General features: G+C 70.4%; 22 protein-coding genes and 1 pseudogene. 17 read left to right on the top strand and 6 right to left on the bottom strand.

Annotated elements, in window-relative coordinates:
- Nucleotides 1-103 precede the first annotated feature (103 nt).
- From HGG74_RS16510 to HGG74_RS16545, 8 genes are all read left to right on the top strand, one after another.
- Entirely contained in the window at nucleotides 104-445 is a 342-nt protein-coding gene (locus HGG74_RS16510) for a LysM peptidoglycan-binding domain-containing protein (RefSeq protein WP_168488114.1), read from the top strand.
- 78 nt (nucleotides 446-523) lie between these two features.
- A complete protein-coding gene (locus HGG74_RS16515; RefSeq protein WP_168488116.1) occupies nucleotides 524-1,618 on the top strand; it encodes a histidinol-phosphate transaminase in 1,095 nt (364 codons plus the stop codon).
- 115 nt (nucleotides 1,619-1,733) lie between these two features.
- The gene (gene hisB / locus HGG74_RS16520; protein ID WP_168488118.1) at nucleotides 1,734-2,351 is read left to right on the top strand and encodes an imidazoleglycerol-phosphate dehydratase HisB; all 618 of its coding nucleotides are present in this window, start codon (nucleotides 1,734-1,736) and stop codon (nucleotides 2,349-2,351) included.
- Entirely contained in the window at nucleotides 2,348-2,989 is a 642-nt protein-coding gene (hisH, locus tag HGG74_RS16525; protein ID WP_168488120.1) for an imidazole glycerol phosphate synthase subunit HisH, read from the top strand. The genes hisB and hisH overlap by 4 nt, the downstream gene beginning before the upstream one ends.
- A 6-nt stretch (nucleotides 2,990-2,995) precedes the next feature.
- A complete protein-coding gene (locus HGG74_RS16530; RefSeq protein WP_168488122.1) occupies nucleotides 2,996-3,157 on the top strand; it encodes a CG2302 family histidine operon protein in 162 nt (53 codons plus the stop codon).
- Nucleotides 3,158-3,235: 78 nt separating this feature from the next.
- Nucleotides 3,236-3,994, top strand: a complete 759-nt coding sequence (gene priA / locus HGG74_RS16535; protein WP_168488124.1) for a bifunctional 1-(5-phosphoribosyl)-5-((5-phosphoribosylamino)methylideneamino)imidazole-4-carboxamide isomerase/phosphoribosylanthranilate isomerase PriA — start codon at nucleotides 3,236-3,238, stop codon at nucleotides 3,992-3,994.
- A gap of 13 nt (nucleotides 3,995-4,007) precedes the next feature.
- Complete coding sequence (locus HGG74_RS16540) at nucleotides 4,008-4,856, top strand: SseB family protein (protein WP_168488126.1); 849 nt, start codon at nucleotides 4,008-4,010, stop codon at nucleotides 4,854-4,856.
- 29 nt (nucleotides 4,857-4,885) lie between these two features.
- The gene (locus tag HGG74_RS16545) at nucleotides 4,886-6,163 is read left to right on the top strand and encodes an MFS transporter (RefSeq protein ID WP_168488128.1); all 1,278 of its coding nucleotides are present in this window, start codon (nucleotides 4,886-4,888) and stop codon (nucleotides 6,161-6,163) included.
- On the opposite strand, the gene HGG74_RS16550 is transcribed toward HGG74_RS16545, so the two are convergent.
- Nucleotides 6,144-6,563 carry a DUF1844 domain-containing protein gene (locus HGG74_RS16550; protein WP_168488129.1) on the bottom strand — a complete coding sequence of 140 codons (420 nt, stop codon included), beginning with the start codon at nucleotides 6,561-6,563 and terminating at the stop codon, nucleotides 6,144-6,146. The two genes, HGG74_RS16545 and HGG74_RS16550, sit on opposite strands and share 20 nt — an antisense overlap.
- Before the next feature lie 337 nt (nucleotides 6,564-6,900).
- Between HGG74_RS16550 and infC the strand changes: the two genes are divergently transcribed.
- From infC to HGG74_RS16575, 5 genes and pseudogenes are all read left to right on the top strand, one after another.
- Complete coding sequence (gene infC / locus HGG74_RS22000) at nucleotides 6,901-7,953, top strand: translation initiation factor IF-3 (RefSeq protein WP_376766149.1); 1,053 nt, start codon at nucleotides 6,901-6,903, stop codon at nucleotides 7,951-7,953.
- Between the two features lie 146 nt (nucleotides 7,954-8,099).
- Nucleotides 8,100-8,294 (top strand): 50S ribosomal protein L35, encoded by a 195-nt coding sequence (rpmI, locus tag HGG74_RS16560; protein WP_168488131.1) that lies wholly within the window; start codon nucleotides 8,100-8,102, stop codon nucleotides 8,292-8,294.
- Between the two features lie 137 nt (nucleotides 8,295-8,431).
- A complete protein-coding gene (gene rplT, locus HGG74_RS22170) occupies nucleotides 8,432-9,070 on the top strand; it encodes a 50S ribosomal protein L20, sunset domain variant (protein WP_168488133.1) in 639 nt (212 codons plus the stop codon).
- Nucleotides 9,071-9,094: 24 nt separating this feature from the next.
- Nucleotides 9,095-9,997 (top strand): TrmH family RNA methyltransferase, encoded by a 903-nt coding sequence (locus HGG74_RS16570; RefSeq protein WP_168488135.1) that lies wholly within the window; start codon nucleotides 9,095-9,097, stop codon nucleotides 9,995-9,997.
- 97 nt (nucleotides 9,998-10,094) lie between these two features.
- Nucleotides 10,095-11,017 (top strand): annotated as a pseudogene (locus HGG74_RS16575) (cation diffusion facilitator family transporter).
- Nucleotides 11,018-11,041: 24 nt separating this feature from the next.
- Here HGG74_RS16575 and HGG74_RS16580 read toward each other — a convergent pair.
- Complete coding sequence (locus tag HGG74_RS16580) at nucleotides 11,042-12,244, bottom strand: MFS transporter (protein ID WP_168488137.1); 1,203 nt, start codon at nucleotides 12,242-12,244, stop codon at nucleotides 11,042-11,044.
- Nucleotides 12,245-12,323: 79 nt separating this feature from the next.
- On the opposite strand from HGG74_RS16580, the gene HGG74_RS16585 reads away from it, so the two are divergent.
- A complete protein-coding gene (locus tag HGG74_RS16585; RefSeq protein ID WP_168488139.1) occupies nucleotides 12,324-12,749 on the top strand; it encodes a (deoxy)nucleoside triphosphate pyrophosphohydrolase in 426 nt (141 codons plus the stop codon).
- Between the two features lie 27 nt (nucleotides 12,750-12,776).
- Here HGG74_RS16585 and HGG74_RS16590 read toward each other — a convergent pair whose 3' ends face one another.
- From HGG74_RS16590 to HGG74_RS16600, 3 genes are read right to left on the bottom strand one after another with little or no spacing between them, the layout of a single operon-like run.
- Nucleotides 12,777-13,811, bottom strand: coding sequence for an Rv2578c family radical SAM protein (locus HGG74_RS16590; RefSeq protein ID WP_168488141.1), 1,035 nt, complete (start codon nucleotides 13,809-13,811; stop codon nucleotides 12,777-12,779).
- A gap of 25 nt (nucleotides 13,812-13,836) precedes the next feature.
- Nucleotides 13,837-14,499: an SIMPL domain-containing protein gene (locus HGG74_RS16595; RefSeq protein ID WP_168488143.1), complete on the bottom strand. Its 663-nt coding sequence runs from the start codon at nucleotides 14,497-14,499 to the stop codon at nucleotides 13,837-13,839.
- Nucleotides 14,496-14,966, bottom strand: a complete 471-nt coding sequence (locus tag HGG74_RS16600; RefSeq protein ID WP_168488145.1) for a DUF4157 domain-containing protein — start codon at nucleotides 14,964-14,966, stop codon at nucleotides 14,496-14,498. Before HGG74_RS16600 ends, HGG74_RS16595 begins: the two co-directional genes overlap by 4 nt.
- A 370-nt stretch (nucleotides 14,967-15,336) precedes the next feature.
- On the opposite strand from HGG74_RS16600, the gene HGG74_RS16605 reads away from it, so the two are divergent.
- The 3 genes from HGG74_RS16605 to pheT all read left to right on the top strand — a co-directional run bounded on the left by HGG74_RS16605 (nucleotide 15,337) and on the right by pheT (nucleotide 20,395).
- On the top strand, nucleotides 15,337-16,545 hold the full coding sequence (locus HGG74_RS16605) for an IS110 family RNA-guided transposase (RefSeq protein WP_376766151.1): 1,209 nt from the start codon (nucleotides 15,337-15,339) through the stop codon (nucleotides 16,543-16,545).
- A gap of 141 nt (nucleotides 16,546-16,686) precedes the next feature.
- A complete protein-coding gene (gene pheS, locus HGG74_RS16610) occupies nucleotides 16,687-17,787 on the top strand; it encodes a phenylalanine--tRNA ligase subunit alpha (RefSeq protein WP_246262959.1) in 1,101 nt (366 codons plus the stop codon).
- Between the two features lie 4 nt (nucleotides 17,788-17,791).
- Entirely contained in the window at nucleotides 17,792-20,395 is a 2,604-nt protein-coding gene (gene pheT, locus HGG74_RS16615; protein ID WP_168488147.1) for a phenylalanine--tRNA ligase subunit beta, read from the top strand.
- Nucleotides 20,396-20,493: 98 nt separating this feature from the next.
- Here pheT and HGG74_RS16620 read toward each other — a convergent pair whose 3' ends face one another.
- On the bottom strand, nucleotides 20,494-21,477 hold the full coding sequence (locus tag HGG74_RS16620; RefSeq protein ID WP_168488149.1) for a quinone oxidoreductase family protein: 984 nt from the start codon (nucleotides 21,475-21,477) through the stop codon (nucleotides 20,494-20,496).
- Nucleotides 21,478-21,576: the final 99 nt, after the last annotated feature.

The following is a 21,576-nucleotide window of genomic DNA, read 5'->3' on the forward strand; positions in this document are numbered from 1 at the left end:
GTGCTAGAAAAGAAGCGCTCCCGATAGAACATATCTTCGAAGATGTACCCTCTTTGCCGCGGATTGGTATCGGCACGTTCGAAGACTCGCGAAAGGTGGCCAGATGTCCGTACCACTTGCCCTGCCGAAGCCGCCTGCGGCCCCGCTCCGGCTCACCCGCCGCGGGCGGCTCGTCCTGGCCGGCCTTCCGCTGATGCTCGGTGCCGCGGCCGTGCTGCTGCCCGCCGGCGCGCTCACCTCGCCGGCCAACGCGGCACCGGAACTGCCCGTGCCGGAAACGGTGCGGATTACCGTCGGCGCGGGACAGACCTTGTGGGACATCGCCACCCTCGTGGCCCCGGAGCGGCATCCGCACGAAGTGATTGCCGAAATCGCCGAGCTGAACAACCTCGAGGGCACCGTGGTCCAGCCGGGCCAGCAGGTCTTCGTGCCCTCCTCCCGCTGATCCTGCCGGATCCGTAACATCGGCCGCCGCCGGCCGGCCGATTCCTGCCCGGTGGCGGCGGGAGCTTAAACTGTCGCAGTGAGTGACCAGCTTGAACGCCTGAACCGACTGCCGCTGCGGGACAACCTGAGGGGGCTGCAGCCCTACGGCGCGCCGCAGCTCCACGTCCCCATCCTTCTCAATGTCAACGAGAACACCCATGGCCTGCCGGAGAAAGTGCGGGCCGCGATCGTCGCGGCGGTGGACGAGGCGGCCGCCGGGCTCAACCGCTACCCGGACCGGGAATTCACCCAACTGCGGGAGGCGCTCGCCCGCTACCTGGGCCACGGCCTCGAGGCCTCGAACATCTGGGCGGCCAACGGATCCAACGAGGTGCTCCAGCAGATCCTGCAGGCCTTCGGCGGCCCCGGGCGCCGGGCGCTGTCCTTCCCGCCCACCTATTCGATGTACCCGCTGCTGGCCAGCGGCACCGGCACGGAGTACGTGGCCGGCACGCGCGGGCCGGACTTCACGCTCACCGCCGCGGCGGCTGCCGATGCGGTGAAGCGCAGCAGTGCCAATATCGTCTTCCTCTGCTCGCCCAACAACCCCACCGGCACGGCCCTGGGCCTGGACGTGGTCGAGGCCGTCTATGACGCCGGGGCCGCCAGCAATGCGGTCGTCATCGTGGACGAGGCCTACGCGGAGTTTGCCCATACCGGGACGCCGAGTGCGCTGTCCCTGCTGCCGGGACGGGAGCGGCTGATCGTCTCGCGCACGATGAGCAAGGCCTTCGCCCTGGCCGGCGCGCGGGTCGGCTACCTGGCCGCCGCGCCGGAAGTCACCGACGCACTGCGGCTGGTCCGGCTGCCGTACCACCTCTCCGCCATCACCCAGGCAACCGCCCTGGCCGCCCTCGAGCACGCCGGGGACCTGCTGGCCAACGTGGAGGACATCAAGGACCAGCGGGACCGGATCGTGGAGGAACTGTCCGCGCTGGGGCTGTCCCCGGCGCCGTCGGATTCGAACTTCGTCTTCTTCGGCGGACTCAAGGACCCGCGCGCCGTCTGGCAGGGGCTGCTGGAGGCCGGGGTGCTCATCCGGGACGTTGGCATCCCGGGCCATCTGCGGGTGACGGCCGGCACTGAGGCCGAGACCACAGCCTTCCTGGAGCGCCTCCGGGAACTGGTCTGAGCCTTTCGTCTTCTAAACTGGTAGGAGGGGCCGGCGCCGCCAGGGCCGGCCAGCAGCTTTCGCCAGCCGCATTATCGGACAGATTTTCGGACATCTTTTTCGTTAAGGGACTTCAATGACCGTGGATACAGCCATCGGACGGACCGCGCGCCTCGAGCGCACGACCAGTGAATCGTCGGTACTGGTCGAGCTCAACCTGGATGGCACGGGGCGCTCCGAGATCAGCACCACCGTCCCGTTCTACGACCACATGCTCACCGCCCTGGCCAAGCACTCGCTGATCGACCTGACGGTCAAGGCCAGCGGGGACACCCACATCGACGTCCACCACACGGTGGAGGACGTGGCCATCACCTTCGGCGAGGTGCTCAAGTCCGCTCTGGGCAGCAAGGCGGGCATCCGCCGTTTCGGTGAGGCCACGGTGCCGCTGGACGAGGCCCTCGCCCACGCCGTCGTCGACATTTCCGGCCGGCCCTACCTCGTCCACGACGGCGAGCCGGCCGGCCAGGAGTACCACCTGATCGGCGGGCACTTCACCGGCTCCCTGACCCGGCACGTGTTCGAAGCCATCACCTTGCACGCGCAGATCTGCCTGCACATGCGCGTGCTCGGCGGCCGGGATCCGCACCACATCGTCGAGGCCCAGTTCAAGGCCTTCGCGCGCGCCCTGCGCGCGGCCATCGAACCGGACCCGCGCGTCGAGGGCATTCCCTCCACCAAGGGCGCGCTGTGAGCCGGGCTCCCAAAGTCACGGTCCTGGACTACGGTTCCGGGAACGTACGCTCGGCCGTCCGTGCGCTCGAACACGTCGGGGCCGAGGTCACCCTCAGCCACGCCAGCGAGGACGTGCTCAATGCCGAGGGGCTCGTCGTTCCCGGGGTCGGCGCCTTCGCCACCGTCATGGAGGGGCTGAAGGCGGTCGACGCCGTGCGCTGGATCGGCCGCCGGGTGGCCGGCGGGCGGCCCGTACTGGGCATCTGTGTGGGGCTGCAGGTGATGTTCGAGCAGGGCGTCGAACACGGCGTGCGTACCGCAGGCATCGGCGAGTGGCCGGGCACCGTGGAACTGCTGCCGGCCGATGTCGTGCCGCACATGGGCTGGAACACGGTCCAGGCCCCGGAGGGCACCAGTCTGTTTGCCGGCATCGGGGACGAGCGCTTCTATTTCGTCCACTCCTACGGCGTGCAGCACTGGGACTTCCCCGTGACGCAGCCGGCCATGAAGCCACCGATGGTCACGTGGTCCGAGCACGGGGCGCCGTTTGTCGCCGCCGTCGAAAACGGCCCGCTCAGTGCCACCCAGTTCCACCCGGAGAAGTCCGGCGACGCCGGCGCCGAGCTGCTGCGCAACTGGCTCGGAACCCTGCGGTAGCCGCGCGTGTGGAGCATTGTCCTGATGGCGCTGGCGGGCCTGCTCGCCGGCGGGGCCATCTCCTTCCGCAGGCAGCGGCTGCCCAAGGCCCTGGTGGCCGCTTTCTGGGTGCTGGCGGCAATGTCCCTGCTCGCCGCCTGGCTGCTGACCCTGGAACCGGCAAAGTAACCGGCCGGGCTACCGGCTACCCGACCCCCTGACAACCTGATCCGGGCCTGACCGGGCCCGCCGAGAAAGCGGATGACCATGACAACGAATACAGCGACGACGAATACAGCCGGGATCCTGGAATTGCTGCCCGCAGTGGATGTTGCGGACGGGCAGGCAGTGCGCCTGGTCCAGGGCGAGGCCGGCAGCGAGACCAGCTACGGCGACCCGCTCGAGGCGGCCCTGGCCTGGCAGAACGACGGCGCCGAATGGGTCCACCTGGTGGACCTGGACGCGGCCTTCGGCCGAGGTTCGAACAGTGCCCTGCTCCAGCGCGTGGTCGAGGAACTGAAGATCAAGGTCGAGCTCTCGGGCGGTATCCGCGACGACGCCTCGCTGGACCGCGCCCTGGAGCTCGGTGCGGCGCGCGTGAACCTGGGCACGGCGGCGCTGGAAAACCCCGAGTGGACCGCCCGCGCCATCGCCAAGTACGGTGACGCCATCGCCGTCGGGCTCGACGTCCGCGGCACCACGCTGGCCGCCCGCGGCTGGACCAAGGAAGGCGGCGACCTCTGGGAGGTGCTGGCCCGCCTGGAGGACGCCGGCTGCGCGCGCTACGTTGTCACCGACGTGACCAAGGACGGCACGCTGCAGGGCCCGAACCTGCAGCTGCTCAAGGACGTGGCCGCCCGCACCGCCAAGCCGGTGGTGGCCTCGGGCGGCATCTCCAGCCTGGACGACCTGGCCGCGCTGCGCAGCCTGGTCCCGCACGGGGTCGAGGGCGCGATCGTCGGCAAGGCACTGTACGCCGGCAAGTTCACCCTGCCGCAGGCCCTCGACGTGGCGGGACGGCGCTAGGAGCGCAGGCGCGATGGCGAAGCGTGAACTACCTGGCCACATTGCCGCGGCGCTGGCCGCCGCCGGCGGCGCCGCTGATTCGGCAGGAGTCTCCTGGGCCGGCCGGGACCTGAGCGGCCCGGGCAATCCGCTGCACAACTTCGACCGCGACGACGGTTCGGCCGATGCCGGCGTCACCGCCGCCCGCGCGGCGCTGCTCAACGGCACCGGGACCGAGGCCGCAGTGGTGGCAGCCCTGGCCACCGCGCGGGTCTTCGTCCCGGTCGTCGCCCAACTGGGCGAGGAGGCGGCCGGGGCCCACGGTGTAGCCGCGGACAAGCAGGCCGATATGGCGCTGGTCACCTTGCAGGCGCCTGATGGCAGGCGGGCCATGCCGGTGTTTACGACGACCCAGGCCCTGGCCAGCTGGCACCCGCAGGCCCGGCCGGTGGCCGTCTACGCGCCGCGGGCGGCGCTGTCGGCGGTGGCCGAGCAGGCCGAACTGCTGGTCCTGGACCCCGGGGCGGAACTGACTTTCGTGGTCCGCCGGCCGGCCGTCTGGGCCCTGGCCAAGCAGCAGGAATGGCTGCCCTCGTACCAAGACGAGTCCCTGACCGGCGCCGTGGCCGCCGCCGTGGCGCAGGAGCCGCGGGTGCTCCGGGCGCAGCTGGCGCCGGGCAGCGGCGTGGCCAGCCGGACCGCTGGGGGTACTATCGTTGCCGGGGGCGGATCCGGTCCGGAGCTGGCGCTGGTGCTGCAGGCCGGGGACGGCCTGCAGCCCGCGGACCTGCAGTCGATTGCCGCAGGGATCCAGCACAGGCTGGGCGCCGACCGGCAATTCGCCGAGCGCGTGGACTCACTGGAAGTGAGGTTCACCCGCTAACCCAAGACCAACCCGGATAGTGGTGGACCGTGAACTTCGCTGTATACCTGCCCCTGCTGCGCCAGGCCCCGGTCCGCCGGCTGCTGCTGGTGGCCGTGGCAGCCCGCTTCCCGCACGCAGCGGCCGGGGTGCTGCTGACGCTGCACATCGTGGAGACGCTCGGGCTGGGCTATGCCGCCGCCGGGACGGTGGCGGCGGTGATGACGGTGGGCTTCGCCACCGGGGCGCCGTGGCGCGGGCGCCGGGTGGACAGTGCGGGACTGCGCCGGGCGCTGCTGCCGTCGGTAGTTGGCGAGGCGGCCATCTGGTCAGCAGCCCCCTTCCTGCCCTACTCCTGGCTGCTGGTGGCCGCGCTGGCCGGCGGCATCCTGGCGCTGCCGGTGTTTTCCGTAGTGCGGCAGTGCCTGGGTGTGCTGGTGGCGCCGGCCCAGCTCCGCACGGCGTACGCCCTGGATTCGATCGGCACGGAACTGACCTTCATGGCCGGACCCGCCGCCGGGGTCCTGCTGGCCACCCAGCTGTCGACGGCGCTCGGCCTGGTCCTGATCGGGGTGTCCTCGGCTGCCGCGGGCCTGCTGCTGATCTGGCTCAACCCGCCGACCCGCACACCTGCCGATACCGGTGACGGCGCCGCCCCGGCCATCGCCCCGGCCACCCCTGCGGCGGGCCGGCTGCGCGCCTCCTTCGCCTGGCTGACCGCCGGGGTGGCCGCGGTGCTCGCGGCCGCGGCCGGCGCCGGACTGCTGCTGACCGGAACCGACGTCGGCATTGTGGCCGCGCTGCGGCAGGGCGGCAACGTGGAGCAGCTGGGACTGGTCTTCCTCTTCTGGTGCGGAGCGTCGCTGGTCGGCGGCCTGCTCTACGGGGCCTTGCACCGCTCCGTTTCCCCGCTGGTGCTGCTGGCCGTGATGGGCGTACTGACCATTCCGCTGGGACTCTCGTCGGATCCCTGGACGCTGAGCCTGCTCAGCATCGCCCCCGGGCTGCTGTGCGCGCCGGTGCTGGCCGCGGCCTCGGAACGGGTCGCGGCCCTGGTGCCGGAGGATCGGCGGGGCGAGGCCATGGGCTGGTACGGTTCGGCCCTGACCGTGGGCAGTGCCCTGGGGTCCCCGCTGGCAGGTACCGTGATCGACGCCGCGGGTGCCCGGGGCGGTTTTGCCGCCGTCGGCACCGCCGCCGTCGTGCTTGCCCTGGCAGGCCTCGCGGCCCGCTCGGCCAACCGGGTCCGGCGCCGGCGCCTGGCGCCGGCGGCCGGTTCACGGGAGGAAGTCCCGCCCGGTGGGGAGGTCAGTTCACCGGACCGGTGAACTTTTCGCCCGGGCCCTTGCCCGGCGCATCCGGGAACGGGGAGGCCTCGCGGAAAGCCAGCTGGAGCGAGCGCAGGCCGTCCCGCAGCGGTCCGGCATGCTGGCTGCCGATTTCGGGGGCTGCCGCCGTGACGAATCCGGCCAGTGCGGTGATCAGCTTGCGCGCCTCGTCCAGGTCCTTCAGGTCCTCGGCATCCTCGCCATCGGCCAGACCGCATTTGACCGCTGCGGCGCTCATCAGGTGGACGGCGGCGGTGGTGATGACCTCGACGGCGGGGACCTCGGCGATGTCGCGCATCTGGTCGCGGACTTCCTGCTCGGCGTCCTGTCCGGCACCGCCGGGGGCAGGTTCGAAGCTGTGGCGGTGGGCGGACCCGGGATTGTTCTCTGGCGTGCTCATACTGGTAAGCTTGTCACAGACCGATTGAAACCCGGTATTTGCCTGTCCAGGGGACGGGCAGGGGCGGGTATCAATTTGCAAGCGGAGACCTCTCCCACCCGTCGGCATGGATATCCAGAGCTGCCGGGTCGCGTCGGCAGATTGCGGCACAGGATCCTGGCCAGGATTCCTTGCTGTGCAGCGCCATCCCCCTGTGCGGATGGCCGTGCCGCGGCGGGGCCTTCGATTGCGCTTGCAATTGGGGGCCTTCTTCTTTTGCAGGCGGTGCCAGTTACCAGGAAAACAGGAGCGACACATTAGCGAGCCACGAATCAATGATCGGATCCGCGTCCCCGAGGTGCGGTTGGTAGGACCGGCGGGTGAGCAGGTCGGGATCGTCCGCATCGAGGACGCCCTGCGGCTGGCCGCCGAGTCAGATCTGGATCTTGTTGAGGTTGCACCGCAGGCCAAGCCTCCGGTGTGCAAGCTCATGGATTTTGGCAAGTACAAATACGAAGCTGCTGTCAAGGCCCGTGAGGCGCGCAAGAACCAGACGAACACGGTGCTCAAGGAGATCCGGTTCCGCCTGAAGATCGACACCCACGACTACGAGACCAAGCGCGGCCATGCGCTGCGGTTCCTCGGCGCCGGGGACAAGGTCAAGGCCATGATCCAGTTCCGCGGCCGCGAACAGCAGCGCCCGGAGATGGGCATCCGCCTGCTGCAGCGCTTCGCGGACGATGTGTCCGAGGTCGGCGTGGTCGAATCCAGCCCGCGCATCGACGGCCGCAACATGGTCATGGTGATCGGTCCGATCAAGAACAAGGCCGAGGCCAAGGCCGAGGCCCGCCGGGCCGCGCAGAAGGCCGAAGCCAGGGCCGCCAACGAGGCCAAGGCGACTGGCCAGGCTGACGGCGGTCACGCCGAGGATCGCCGCGCCCCGCGGGAACGCGTGGACGTGACCTCGGAGCAGGCACCGATGACCCAGAGCCTGGCGGACCTGCTGCCGGCGGAGCTGACGCGTTCTGTTGCCGAAGAACCGGCAGGGGAGCAGCCTGCTGCTGAACCGGCTGCTGCTGCACCGGCTCCGGCTGCCGCGAAGCCTGCTGCTGCACCGGCACCGGCCGCTGCTCCGGCACCGGCCCCCGCGAAGCCTGCTGCTGCACCGGCTCCGGTTGCCGCGAAGCCTGCTGCTGCACCGGCTCCGGCTGCTGCAAAGCCTGCTGCGGCCAAGCCGGCCGCTGCGCCGGCTCCGGCCGGGGAACAGGCTCCTGCTGCTCCGGCGCCCCGGCCTGCGGCTCCCAAGCCGGGGGATATCAAGCCCATGGCCCCGAAGCCGACGGCCATCCCCAAGCCCGCTGCCCGGCCGGCAGCACCCAAACCCGCGGGCCGGGGCAGCTCCAAGAGCTGACTTCGGACCACGTTGATCTGGAACTGACCGGCGGCCCCCGGCCGCCCGGCAGTCCGGCAGTCATGTAAACCGCAGGCATCTCCGAGGGGATGCCGCACGAGCCGATGGCCTGCGGGCCGGAGGAAGACGTAAGGAGAACGGCAGCCATGCCGAAGCAGAAGACCCACAGTGGCGCCAAGAAGCGCTTCAAGCTCACCGGCAGCGGCAAGCTCAAGCGCCAGCAGGCCAACCGCCGCCACTACCTGGAGCACAAGCCCAGCACGCTGACCCGGCGCCTGGCCGGCGACAAGATCGTTTCCGCGGCCGACACCCGCACGATCAAGAAGATGCTCGGCATCTAGCTCCAGGCCCATCCAGCTTTAGGCCCATCCAGCGTGAGGCCTCTGCCCCGGCAGCGTGTGCCGCCGGGAAAGCTTTTCCACCCCCACTGCCCGGGCAACTGCGACAGCCCGGGGAAGAACATTGAAGGAGTACGCACGTGGCACGTGTGAAGCGGGCGGTCAACGCCCATAAGAAGCGCCGGGTTATCCTGGAGCGCGCGTCCGGGTACCGCGGCCAGCGTTCGCGCCTGTACCGCAAGGCCAAGGAACAGCTGCTGCACTCGTTTGTGTACAGCTACGGCGACCGCCGCAAGCGCAAGGGCGACTTCCGCCGCCTGTGGATCCAGCGCATCAACGCTGCCTCCCGCGCCAACGGCCTGACCTACAACCGCCTGATCCAGGGCCTGAAGGCCGCCGAGGTCCAGGTCGACCGCCGCATGCTGGCCGAGCTGGCCGTCTCCGACGCCGCCGCCTTCACCGCGCTGGTGCAGGTCGCCAAGGCCGCCCTGCCGGCCGACACCTCCGCTCCGGCTGCTGCCGCCTCCAAGGCTGCCCCGGCCTCCACCCCCGCTGCCGGGAGCGCCAATGTCCACGCCGGCGCCGTGCGTGCGGTCAGCGGAGAAGCTGCCCCCGAGGGCTTCGCCATCAAGGGCAACCAGTCCAAGAAGTACCACGTGCCGGGTTCGACCTGGTACGAGCAGACCGTGGCCGAGTACTGGTTCGACTCCGTCGAGTCCGCCAAGGCCGCCGGTTTCGAGCCGGCCGGCGGCGAGGCACGCCAGAAGATCGCCGAATAAACGCTCACGCCGGATAACCGCATAATGAGCATTGCCGGGCGCCCGCAGGCAGCCATGTCCAACCCCCGAGCCGATCGGGTCAAGGAGGTGGCCAAGCTTGCCGGGCGCCCGGTGCGCTTAAAGCGCCGCCTGTTCCTGGCCGAGGGCCCGCAGGCGGTCCGCGAAGCCCTGGCCGCCCACCGCGACCGTGCAGCCGCCGGCGGTGCTCCCGTGGTGGCCGAGGTCTATGCCACCGCAGCCTGCCTCGGGCGGCTGCCCGAACTGGCGGAGCTGGCGGACGGGGTGCCGCTGCACCTGGCCACCGACGAAGTGCTCGCGGCCATGGCGGACACGGTGAGTCCGCAGGGGATCGTGGCCGTGTGCCATTTCCTTGACCGCCCGCTGGCCGACGTCCTGGCGTCCGGGCCGAAGTTGCTGGCCGTGCTGGTCCGTGTCCAGGATCCGGGCAATGCCGGCACCGTGCTGCGGGCGGCAGATTCGGCCGGGGCCGATGCGCTGGTGCTGACCAGTGCCAGCGTGGACATTTACAACCCCAAGGCGGTGCGTGCCACCGCGGGATCGCTCTTCCACCTGCCCGTGGTGACGGGCCAGGATACGGAGACGTTGTTTTCCACCCTGCGCGGGCAGGGGATCGCGCTGCTGGCTGCCGACGGTTACGGCAACGTGGACCTGGACGAACTCCAGGACCGGAGCGCGCTGCGCCGCCTGGGCGGCCCCGGCGGCACGGATACTGCCGGCCTGCCGGCGCTGGAGGCGCCCAGCGCGTGGCTGTTCGGCAACGAGGCACAGGGCCTGTCGGACCGGGAGCTGGCCGCGGCTGATCACCGGGTGGCGGTGCCCATCTACGGCCAGGCGGAAAGCCTGAACGTCTCCACGGCGGCCACCGTCTGCCTCTATGCCTCCGCCAGGGCGCAGCGCCGCGGATAAGGGACCGGCACAGACAACGGGGCGGCGGTCCGGTAGATAATGGTTCCGGCGGCCGGTGGTTCCGGCCGCCGCCGGGAACCGGACCGGAGGGGATCCCATGGCTGCCAGCGGCGGGACCAAGGCAATTGTCGCGGCACTGATCGCGAACTTGACCATCGCACTCCTGAAATTCGTGGCCTTCCTGCTCACCAGGTCGTCATCGATGCTGGCCGAGTCCATCCACTCCGTGGCCGACTCCGGCAACCAGATACTTTTGCTCGTCGGCGGCAAGCGTGCCGCCCGGCAGGCCAGCCCCGAGCATCCTTTCGGCTACGGGCGCGACCGCTACATCTATGCTTTCATCGTCTCGATTGTGCTGTTCAGCGTCGGTGGCCTGTTCGCCCTGTACGAGGCGTACGAGAAATGGCTGCATCCGCACCCGATCGAGGGCCCATGGTGGTGGGTCCCGGTGGCCGTGCTGGTCGGCGCGATCATCGCCGAGTCCTTCTCGCTGCGCACCGCCATCCAGGAATCCAACCATGTGCGCGGGAAGGCGACGTGGGCGGAATTCGTGCGCAATGCCAAGTCCCCGGAACTGCCGGTGATCCTGCTGGAGGACATCGGGGCGCTGCTGGGCCTGGTCTTCGCGCTGTTCGGCGTCGGGATGACCCTGCTCACCGGCGACGGCGTCTGGGACGCCGTCGGCACTGCCATGATCGGCGTGCTGCTGGTGGCCATCGCCGTCATCCTTGCCCTGGAAACGAAATCGCTGCTGGTGGGCGAGGCCGCGACCAAGGAGCACGTGCGGCAGATCGAGACGGCCATTGCCGGCGACGGCTACACCCGGATCATCCACCTCAAGACCATGCACCTGGGCCCGGACGAACTGCTGGTGGCCGCCAAGATCTCCGTGGGCAACGGGGACACCGGGGAGGAGATCGCCCGGCGATCGCGCGGGTCATCTACCTCAAGCCGGACATCCTGCGCGCCGGCAAGGAAACCGAGGACGTGCCGGTGCCGGAAGGCAGCGCGCCGGCCTGAGCCGGACGGGTACGGCCGGCAGCGTCAGCGCACCTGGCGCTGCCGGCCCCGGCCGCCGAGGGCGGCCACACCCAGGCCCAGCAGCGCGAGCGCGGCGCCGACCAGCGCCGGCGCCCGGTAGCCCAGCCCCCAGGCAATGACCAGTCCGCCCAGCGCCGCGCCGAGCGCGTTGGCCAGGTTCAGAGCCGAATGGTTCAGCGAGGCGGCCAGGGTCTGGGCGTGCGGCGAGGCATCCATCAGCCAGGTCTGCAGGGCCGGGACCAGGCTGGAGCCGGCGGCACCGAGCAGGAAGACCAGCGGTACCGCCAGCCAGGGCAGCGGCGCCGCGGCCCAGAACAGCACCTGGACCAAGACAATGGCTGCCATGACCAGGTAGATGCTGCCCATGACCGAACGGTCCGCCAACCTTCCGCCCAGGATGCTGCCGGCCACCATGCCCAGGCCGTACAGGCCCACAACCAGCGGCAGGGCTGCCGCGGGAACCCCGGTCACCGAGGTCATCGTGGGGCTGATGTAGGAATAGACGGCGAAGAAGCCGCCGAAGCCAACGATCCCGGTCAGCAGCGCCAGCCAGACCTGCCCGTGCTTGAGTGCCCCCAGTTCGCGCCGGATGCCGGCGCCTTCGTGGACGGGCTGGAACGGAACGTACCGCAGGACCAGGACCACCGTGGCAGCCCCGATGGCCGCGACCGCCAGGAACATTAGCCGCCAGCCGTAGTTCTGTCCCAGCCAGGTCACCGCGGGGACGCCCAGCACGTTGGCCACCGAGAGTCCGAGCATCACCATGGAGACGGCCTGGGCCCGGCGGGTGGGCGCCACCAGCGATGCCGCGATGACCGCGGCGATGCCGAAGTAGGCCCCGTGCGGCAGGCCGGAGAGGAACCGGGTCACCAGCATACTGCCGAAGTCCGGCGCCAGTACCGAGGAGAAGTTGGCCAGCGTGAACATTGCCATGAGCGCCACCGCCACCTGTTTGCGCGGCAGCCGGGCTGCCAGCGCCGCCAGCACGGGGGCACCCACGACGACGCCGAGTGCATAGGCCGAGATCAGCTGGCCGCCGGCAGGGATGCTGACGGCCAGCCCCTCGGCGACGTTCTGCAGCAGGCCCATGATGGCGAATTCGGTGGTGCCGATCGCGAAGCCGCCCACGGCCAGTGCGAAGACGGCGGGCCCGGCCGGGGCGGGGGCGGAGGGTGCCGGCGCGGCGGCGGTGCGGGATAAAGCCATATGTTCCACTCTAGGCCAGCAGCAGGGCCGGTACCGGCTCCGGGCCAAGGGACGCGGAGCCTGGCCGTAGACTTCTACGGTGGAAAACGGTTTCAAGCAGATTGTCGGCGCCGCGATCGTGGATTCGCTCACCCGCCCCACCCGGCTGCTCGCGGCCCGGCGCAGCGCCCCCGAGCACTACGCCGGAATGTGGGAGTTTCCCGGCGGCAAGGTGGAGCCGGGGGAGAGCTGCGAGGAGGCGCTGCGGCGCGAACTGCGTGAGGAACTGGGTGTGGACAGCCGCCTCGGTGCCGAGGTCGAAGGCCCATTGCAGCAAGGCTGGCCGCTGGCCGCAGGTGCAGCCATGCGGGTCTGGCTGGCCGAGGTGGCCGCCGGCGAACCGCTGCCGCTCGAAGACCACGACGAACTGCGCTGGGTTCCGCTCGACGCCGGACAGCTTGGCGCCCTGCCCTGGATCCCGGCCGACCTGCCGATCGTCACTGCCGTGCTCGAGGCGGCACGGTAGCACCCCGTCGAACACGGTGGCACCTCGTCAAAACAGCGTGGGCGCGGGGGAATCCTGCGGGCCGGCCGGTCCGGGGCCGATGTCCGGGGCGGTGCTGCGGAAGCTGCGGGCCGGGCCGGCAAAGCCGTGGCGGGTCCGGAAGCGGGCCACGCGGCCGGCCAGCCACTGCCGGTACTCCTTGGCGGCGTAGCTGCCGCCGCCGTACAGTTGCCGGTACCGCCCGGTCAGCTGCGGATAATCACGGGCCAGCCACTGCAGGAACCACTCGCGCGCGCCCGGCCGAAGATGCAGCGCGCCGGCCGTTACGGCGGTGGCGCCGGCGGCAGCCAGCCGGCCGAACAGTTCATCGAGATGGTCGTCCCCGTCCGTCAGCCACGGCAGGACCGGCATGGCCATGACCCCGACGTCCAGACCGGCGTCGGCAACGGCCCGGATCAGGTCCAGCCGGGCCTTCGGCGTCGGCGTGCCAGGCTCCACCCGCTGCTGCAGGTCAGCATCGAGGAACGCCAGCGAAACCCCGATGCTGACCTGTACGCTCCGGGCGGCCGCTGCCAGCAGCGGCAGGTCCCGCTTGAGCAGCGGGCCCTTGGTCAGGATGGAGAACGGTGTGCCGGAATCCGCCAGGGCGGTAATGATGCCCGGCATCAGGCGGTAGCGTCCCTCGGCCCGCATGTAGGGGTCGGAGTTCGTCCCCAGGGCCACGTGCTCGCGCCGCCAGGAGGGCCTTGCGAGTTCCTTGCGCAGCACCTGGACGACGTTCGTCTTGACGATGATCTGGGTGTCGAAGTCCCGGCCGGAATCGAAGTCCAGATATTCGTGCGTGCGCCGGGCGAAGCAGTAGGTGCATTGGTGCAGGCATCCCCGGGTAGGGTTGACCGTCCAGTCGAAGGGCATGGCCGACTGTGCCGGAACCCGGTTCAGGGCGCTCCGGCAGGCCACCTCATGGAAGGTGATGCCGCTGAATTCAGGAGTCCGCGTGCTGCGGATGAACCCGGCAATCCTCGAGAGCCCGGGCAGGGCCTGCGGGTCTTCGGACTCCAAGGTCTGACCTTCCCAGCGCATGCACCTATTAGAACATATGTTCTAATCAAGGGCCATCGGCCCGGTCCGGACCCCAGGCCCACGTGACGGTCAGCCTGGCCGGCACTTCCGCCGGCCCCGGTGCCACCGGCATCGCGCCGGCGGGCAGGGCCGCCTCCCGGACGGCGTGCAGCGGCACCGGCGCACCGCCGGCGGCTTCTTCGATACGCACCACCGCCCCCAGCGCGCGCCCGGCAAGGCCGGCCAGTTGGCCGGCCTTGCCCCGGGCATCGCGCCACGCCGCCTCGCGGGCGGCGGCGGCCAGGGAAGCCGGATCGGAGAAACCGTAACTGATGCCGCCGACCCGCAGGGCGTCGCCCGCGGCGGCCACGGCGGCTTCGAGCACCCCGGAGGCCTGCTCCAGGACGCGGACCGTGACGGCGAAGTCGGCCGAGGCGGTGTAGCCGGTCGTTTCCTGCCGGCCGCCCTCGTGCCAGACGGTCTCCGGCCGCAGCCTGATGCCCGACGTCGCGGTGTCGCCGCCGGCAAGGCCCTCGCGGTGCAGCGCGGCCAGCAGCCAGCCGGCGGCATCGGCAGTGCGGCGGTAAGCTTCGGCCAGGTCGGCGGCGGTGGTTTCGACGGCGAGGCTGAAGGTGAGCAGGTCCGGGGTGCCGGACGCCGACCCGGTTCCGGTGACGGTGATGCCGCTGGCTGTGCTGCTGCCGTTCACGGCCGTTTCCTGGTCTGCGCCGGGCGTGCCCGCATGTGGCGGAGTTGCCCGGGGCGGATGCGCAGCGGGCGCTCGGTGTAGCCGCCGGCGGACAGTCCGGCCAGGCGTTCAAAGACATTCCGGGACGCCGGATCACCAGTGCGCCACAGGGACCACAGTGCGGCCAGGCCGTAGAGGGGCAGGAACGGCAGCCCCAGGCAGGCCGCGTACTGCGTGCTGTGGCGGGCCTCGTGGCCGAGCAGCACCGGGTTGCCGGCCAGCGCCGCGGCCGCGGGACGGAAGAAGACCACATTGCCCACGGTGAAGGCGGCGGCTTTGGGCAGCACCGGACGGTAGCCGTGCGCCAGGAGCAGCCCGTGCGGGCCCGGCCTGGTCCGGCACCCGGTGGCCGCCGCGAGCGCCAGGCCCAGCGGGGTGGACAGGTTGAGCCAGTTCAGCGCCCTCCGCAGGCGCTCCGCAGACGTCATGGGCCCAGCATAGTTCCGGGCCGCACAAGGCCGTCCACAAGGTCCCTCGGCAAGTGAGCTGCCAGGGGTCCCCGGACGCGTAGCGTTCGGGGCAGGCAGCGAACGGTAGCGTCCACCGGCCCCCCGTTACCTTCTTCGTAGCCCGGCTCCTGTTGCAGGATGAGGGTGTGTTGGCCGGTCGGCCCTGGCATGGCTCTTGCCCCCAGTCACAAATGATCCGGGGGGGTGTTGTCACCAGGGCCGGCTTGGCGGCAGTTGATCGCTGATAGAGGCACGACGACGGGTCCTTCGTAACGTGGATGCCGACATCTGCCGTCGGCCAGCCAGCACGCACAATTGGCTTGCGCACAAGGAAGCGGGTGTTGCGGTGATTCTGGATCAGCAGGACGTGGACGTATTCATCGGCCTGGACGTCGGAAAATCCGGACATCATGCCGTGGCCCTGGACAAGTCAGGCAAGAAGCTCTTCGACAAGGCCATGCCCAATGACGAGGCACGGTTGCGGCAAATCCTTGCCGACTTGTCCGGGCACGGGAAGATCCTGCTCGTGGTGGACCAGCCGGCCACCGTCGGCGCCCTGCCGGTTGCCATCGCCCAAGCCACGGGTGCGGCCGTCGGCTACCTGCCGGGGCTGGCTATGCGCCGGATTGCCGACCTGCACCCGGGGGAATCCAAGACCGACGCCCGGGACGCGGCGATCATCGCCGAAGCTGCCCGGAGCATGCCCCACACGCTGCGCTCGATCGCCTTGGCGGACGAGACGCTGGCCGAGCTGGGAGTGCTCTGCGGGTTTGATGACGACCTTGCCGCGCAGATCACCGCCACCTCCAACCGGATCCGCGGGCTGCTGACCCAGATCCACCCGGCCCTGGAACGCGCCCTCGGCCCGCACCTGGACCACCCTGCGGTGGCCGATCTGCTCACCCGGTATCCGACACCGGCAGCGCTGAAGGCTGCCGGCCGCGGACAGGTGAAGGCCCGGCTGAAGAAGCACGCGCCGCGCGCGGCGGAACGCCTCACGGACGCGGTCTTCACCGCCCTCGCGGAACAGACCGTTGTGGTCACCGGCACCGGTGCCGCCGGAATCGTCCTGCCGAAGCTGGCCGAGCAGCTGCTGTCCTTGCGGCGCCAGCGCGACGAGATCGCCGCCCAGGTCGAGGCTTTGGTGGAGGCCCACCCTCTTCACCAGGTCCTGACCTCGATGCCCGGCATCGGCGTCAGGACCTGCGCCAGAATCCTCACCGAAGTGGCCTGCAAAGAGTTCGCCAGCGCTGCCCACCTGGCCTCCTATGCCGGAATCGCACCAGTCACCCGCCGCTCCGGAACCTCGATCCGCGGTGAGCACACCAGCAGGCGCGGGAACAAGAAACTCAAACGCGCCCTGTTCCTCTCCGCCTTCGCCGCCCTGCACCACCCGCCTTCCCGCGCCTACTACGACCGCAAACGCGCCGAGGGCAAACGCCACAACCAGGCCCTCATCGCCCTCGCCCGGCGCCGCTCGGACGTGCTCTTCGCGATGCTCCGCGACGGCACCCTCTACCAGGATCCCGAACCGGGAAAGCTGCCCTCGACAGCTTGACGAAAACCATAGAGGCACCCCCCGCTCGCTGCGCTCGCGGCGGGTCCCTCGGCCGGTAGACTTGTTGGGTGCCGGGGCCGACTGCCAGGAACCCCGCCGAGTTACCGAGACCACCGACCGCCCACAGTTAAGAACGTAGACATGTCTGAAACCACTCTGGGGACCGCATCCCCGCAGCCGGCCGACCTGGCCGGGCCTGTCCAGGACGTGCCGCATCCGCTGGATGAAGCTGCCGTCGGCGAAGCCGTCGCCCGGGCGCTCGCCGCCTTCGAGGCCGCCCGCAACCTGGACGAGCTCAAGGCCGCGCGCATCGCCCACACCGGCGAGAAGTCGCCGCTGAGCCTGGCCAACCGGGAAATCGGCAAGCTGGCCAAGGAGGACAAGGCCGCCGCGGGCAAGATCATCGGTCCGGCCCGCGGCCGGCTGAACAAGGCGCTCGCGGCCCGCACCGAAGAACTTGAAGCCGCCCGCGACGCGCAGATCCTCGTCGAGGAGGCCGTGGACGTCACCGCCGCGCCGCGCCGGCGCCGCGCCGGGGCACGGCACCCGCTGTCCGTGCTCCAGGAGCGGGTGGCAGATATCTTCGTGGGCATGGGCTGGGAGATTGCCGAGGGCCCCGAGGTCGAGTCCGAGTGGTTCAACTTCGACGCGCTGAACTTCAAGCCCGACCACCCGGCCCGGGAAATGCAGGACACCTTCTTCGTGGAGCCGCCCGAGGCCCACCTGCTGATGCGCACGCACACCTCGCCGGTCCAGGTCCGCTCCCTGCTCGAGCGGGACCTGCCGGTCTATGTGCTGTGCCCGGGCAAGGTCTTCCGCACCGACGAACTGGACGCCACGCACACGCCGGTGTTCCACCAGTTCGAGGGCCTGGCCGTGGACAAGGGCCTGAGCATGGCGGACCTGCGCGGAACCCTGGAGCATTTCGCCCGGCAGATGTTCGGCGAGGAAGCCTCCATCCGGCTGCGTCCGAACTACTTCCCGTTCACCGAGCCCTCGGCCGAACTGGACATCTGGCATCCCGGTGCCAAGGGCGGACCCCGGTGGATCGAATGGGGCGGCTGCGGCATGGTGCACCCGAACGTGCTGCGTGCCGCCGGCATCGATCCCGAGGTCTACTCCGGCTTTGCCTTCGGCATGGGCATCGAGCGCACGCTCATGTTCCGCAATGAGGTCAGCGACATGCACGACATGATCGAGGGCGACGTCCGTTTCAGCGAACACTTCGGGATGGAGATCTAAAGCAATGCGTATCCCATTGTCCTGGCTGCGCGAGTATGCCCAGGTTCCGGCGGATGCCACCGCCGAGGATGTCATGGCCGAACTGGTGAAGGTCGGCCTGGAGGAAGAAGACGTCCACCGCCCGCTGGACACGCTCAAGGGCCCGATCGTGGTGGGCCAGGTGCTCTCGGCGGTCAAGGAAACGCAGTCCAACGGCAAGACCATCAACTGGTGCCAGGTCCGCGTAGTGCCCGAGGGCCGGGAACAGACCTTGGCCGGTGACGGCATCGACCCGTCGGGCGTGCAGGGCATTGTCTGCGGCGCGCACAACTTCGAACCCGGCGACAAGGTGGTAGTCACCCTGCCCGGCGCCGTGCTGCCGGGCGATTTCCGGATCACCCCGCGCAAGACCTACGGCCACCTCTCGGCCGGCATGATCGCCTCCGTGCGCGAGCTGGGTATCGGGGAGGACCATGACGGCATCCTGGTCCTGTCCACGCTGGGGCTGGACCCGGAGGTCGGCAGCGACGCGCTGGAGGTGCTGGGCCTGTACGACGAGGCGGCCGAAATCAACGTCACGCCCGACCGCAGCTACTGCTTCTCCATCCGCGGCGTGGCGCGCGAATACGCCCACGCCACCGGCACGCAGTTCACCGACCCGGCCGCGGCCGTCACCGTCGTCCCCGCGGACGGCGCCGGCTACCCGGTGCGGATCGAGGATGCGGCGCCGATCTACGGCAAGCCCGGCTGCGACCGCTTCGTGGCCCGCACCGTGCGCGGTGTGGATCCGAAGCGGCCGACGCCGCCGTGGATGGCCTCGCGGCTGCGCCTGGCCGGCATCCGCTCCATCTCGCTGGTCGTGGACATTTCCAACTACGTCATGCTTGAGCTGGGCCAGCCGCTGCACTTCTACGACCTGGACAAGCTCACCGGAGACATCGTAGTGCGCCGCGCCAACCCGGGCGAGACGCTGCGGACCCTGGACGACAAGGTGCGCACGCTCGACCCCGAGGACCTGCTGATCACCGACGGTTCCGGCGTGATCGGCATTGCCGGGGTCATGGGCGGGGCGGCCACCGAGGTCTCGGACAGCACCGTCAACGTGCTGATCGAGGCGGCCCACTTCGAGGAAGTGAGCATCGCCCGCTCGCGGCGCCGGCACAAGCTGCCCTCCGAGGCCTCCAAGCGCTTCGAGCGCGGCGTGGACTGGCAGGTGGCCGACGAGGCCGCCCAGCGCGCCGTCGACCTGCTGACCGAACTGGCCGGCGGGACTGCCGACGCCGCGGCGACCGACGTCGGCACCGCACCGGAGCCGGTGGTGATCGAGCTGCCCGCCGGCTTCGCCGCCGAGCGGATCGGCGTCGACTTCACCGAGGAGCAGATCACCGGCAGCCTGTCGGACCTGGGCGCCGGCGTCGAGAAGTACGGCAGTGTCAATCACGGCAGCGTCAATCACGGCAGTGTCACCGGGGACGCCAAGGGGGACGGCGGCTACCTGGTCACGGTACCCAGCTGGCGCCAGGACCTGGCCATCAAGGAGGACCTGGCCGAGGAGATTGCCCGGCTGGTCGGCTACGACAAGATTCCGGCGACCCTGCCGGTGGCCCCGCCCGGGCGCGGACTTACCCGTTCCCAGCAGCAGCGCCGCCGGGTCCTGCAGGCGCTGGCCGACGCCGGGCTGACCGAGGTGCTCTCCTACCCGTTCGTGGCCAAGGCCGACAACGACACCTTCGGCGTGGCCGAGGCCGGGGCCGTGCGCAGCGCCGTCAAGCTGGCGAACCCGTTGAGCGACGAGCACGGCTACCTGCGCACCTCCGTGCTGCCGGGCCTGCTGGAGACCGCCCGGCGCAACCATTCGCGCGGCTTCCGGGACCTCGCACTGTACGAGGCCGGCCTGGTCTTCCTGCCAGGCGACGGCCCCCTGGGGTCCGCCGAGATCCCGCCGCTGGGCCAGCTGCCCGCGGAGGAAGTGCTGGACGGGCTCGACGCCGGACTGCCCGCGCAGCCGCTGCACATCGCGGCGGTGTTCACCGGCCACGAATCCCCGGCCGGCGCAGGCCACACCCCACGCCCGTGGGACTGGGCGGACGCGCTCGACGCCGCACGCCTGGTCGCGGACGTGCTCGGCGTGGAACTGGTGGTGTCCCAAGGCAGCCACCAGGCGTTCCACCCCGGCCGCACGGCGGCGCTTTCGCTGCGCAGCGGGCAGCTGGTCGGCTACGCCGGCGAACTGCATCCGAAGCTGCTCGCGGGCCGCGACCTGCCGGCCCGGACCGTGGCCCTGGAACTGGATGCCGACGCGCTGTTCGAGGCCGCCGCCGACGTGGTGGTGGCCCGGCACATCTCCACCTACCCGCTGGCCACCCAGGACGTGGCGCTGGTGGTGGATGCCTCCACCACCGCCGGCGAGGTGCTGGAGACGCTGCGCGAGGGCGCCGGCGAACTGCTCGAGGACATCTCGCTCTTCGACGTCTACACCGGCACCGGCATTGGCGAAGGCAAGAAGTCGCTGGCGTTCGGCCTGCGCTTCCGCGCCAACGACCGCACGCTCACCGCCGAGGAGGCCTCGGAGGCCCGGGCCGCCGCCGTGGCCCTGGCCGCGGAGCGTTTCGGGGCGGTCCAGCGGTAAAAGGGGCCCCGCCGCTTAAACCCGCCGCCTAAAACGATGCAGGCGCCGCCCGGGAAGCCGGGCGGCGCCTGCCGGTTTAATCCGGTTCAATGCGCAGGCTACGGGATCAGCAGCAGCTTGCCGGTGGTGCGCCGGGCCTGCAGATCCTCGTGCGCCCGGGCCGCCTCGGCGAGCGGATAACTGGCGCCGATCCGGATGTCGAGCGTGCCGGCCAGGACGGCGTCGAACAGGTCGGCCGAGCGCCAGCGCCGCTCCTTGGGCGTCAGCAGGTGGTCCGCCAGCTTGGGCCGGGTGACGAAGAGCGACCCGCCGGCGTTCAGCCGCTGCAGGTCGAACGGCGGAACCTGCCCGGAGGCGCCGCCGAAGAGCACCATCATGCCCCGTTTGCGCAAGCACGCCAGCGAGCCGTCGAAGGTATCCCTGCCCACGCCGTCGTACACCACGTCCACGCCGGTACCGTTGGTCAGCTCCCGGACCCTGTCGGGGAAGCCCCGGTAGCGCAGCACCTCGTCCGCGCCGGCGGCGCGGGCAAGCTCCGCCTTGTCGTCCGAGGAGACGGTGGTGATCACCCGGCCGCCCTTGGCCTTGATCAGCTGGGTGAGGATCAGGCCGACGCCGCCGGCGCCGGCGTGTGTGAGCACCGTGTGCTCCGGGCCCACCACAAAGGTGGAATTGACCAGGTAGTGGGCGGTCATGCCCTGCAGCGGGATGGCGGCCGCCACCTCGTCGCTGATGCCGTCGGGCACCGGCAGGGCCGCCTCCGCGGGAACCAGGGCATACTCGGCGTAGGTCCTGAGGCCTTCGGAGAAGGCCACGCGGTCACCTTCGCCCACACCCGCACTGCCGTCCACTCCCGGCCCCAGGGCCACGACCGTCCCGGCGGCCTCGCTGCCGGGGGTGTAGGGGAAGGCGACCTTGTAGGTGCCGCTGCGCTCGTAGGTCTCGATGAAATTCACTCCGGTGGCGGCCACTTTCACCAGCAGCTGCCCGGGGCCGGGCTCCGGGATGTCCACGTCCTGCAGCTGCAGGACTTCCGGGCCGCCCGGGGCGGCTGCCACAATGGCCTTGGCTGTTCGGGTCATCTGGGGAGTCCTCTCTGGGTGTCCGGGTTCCAGGTATCCGGTCCGGGACCATCCTAGGCAGCCGGCGGGTCCGCTTGCCTGCATAAATATCATGACTTG

This window comes from Arthrobacter mobilis, assembly GCF_012395835.1.
Classification (GTDB): domain Bacteria; phylum Actinomycetota; class Actinomycetes; order Actinomycetales; family Micrococcaceae; genus Crystallibacter; species Crystallibacter mobilis.